Source organism: Bacillus pretiosus (genome assembly GCF_051294775.1).
Lineage (GTDB): Bacteria > Bacillota > Bacilli > Bacillales > Bacillaceae_G > Bacillus_A > Bacillus_A wiedmannii.
Genome location: NZ_JBPPHF010000071.1, coordinates 1 through 329, shown reverse-complemented (window position 1 = coordinate 329; position 329 = coordinate 1). Strand labels below are relative to the sequence as shown.

The window sequence follows — 329 nt, the reverse complement described above, 5'->3', positions numbered from 1 at the left end:
GTAAAAGATAGTAAACTCATTCTTTTCCACGGGACCTGTTTATGTACAACTGATCTTTTTAATTGTTTAAATGAGAATAGTAAACAGATTCCACCAGCTAAGAAAAGGCGAATAAATAACAACGTAAATGGCTGAATAGATTCTAATGCCCACTTTGTTGGCGCAATGGCTGTCCCCCATAATATAACAGCCACTAATAACATGCATATTTCTTTCATAATCCCCCACACCCATCAAAAAATTTATGTTAACTATCTTAATTATAGATTTTTTCTTATGTAAAATCCTTTAAAAATGAAAAACCGTTATGTGAAAAACAACTAAATAGC

General features: G+C 31.6%; 1 protein-coding gene. It reads right to left on the bottom strand.

Annotated elements, in window-relative coordinates:
- Positions 1 to 230: EamA family transporter (locus tag ACSG5Z_RS29895; RefSeq protein ID WP_435712750.1), on the bottom strand; the 230-nt coding region annotated here is incomplete at its 3' end.
- Positions 231 to 329: the final 99 nt, after the last annotated feature.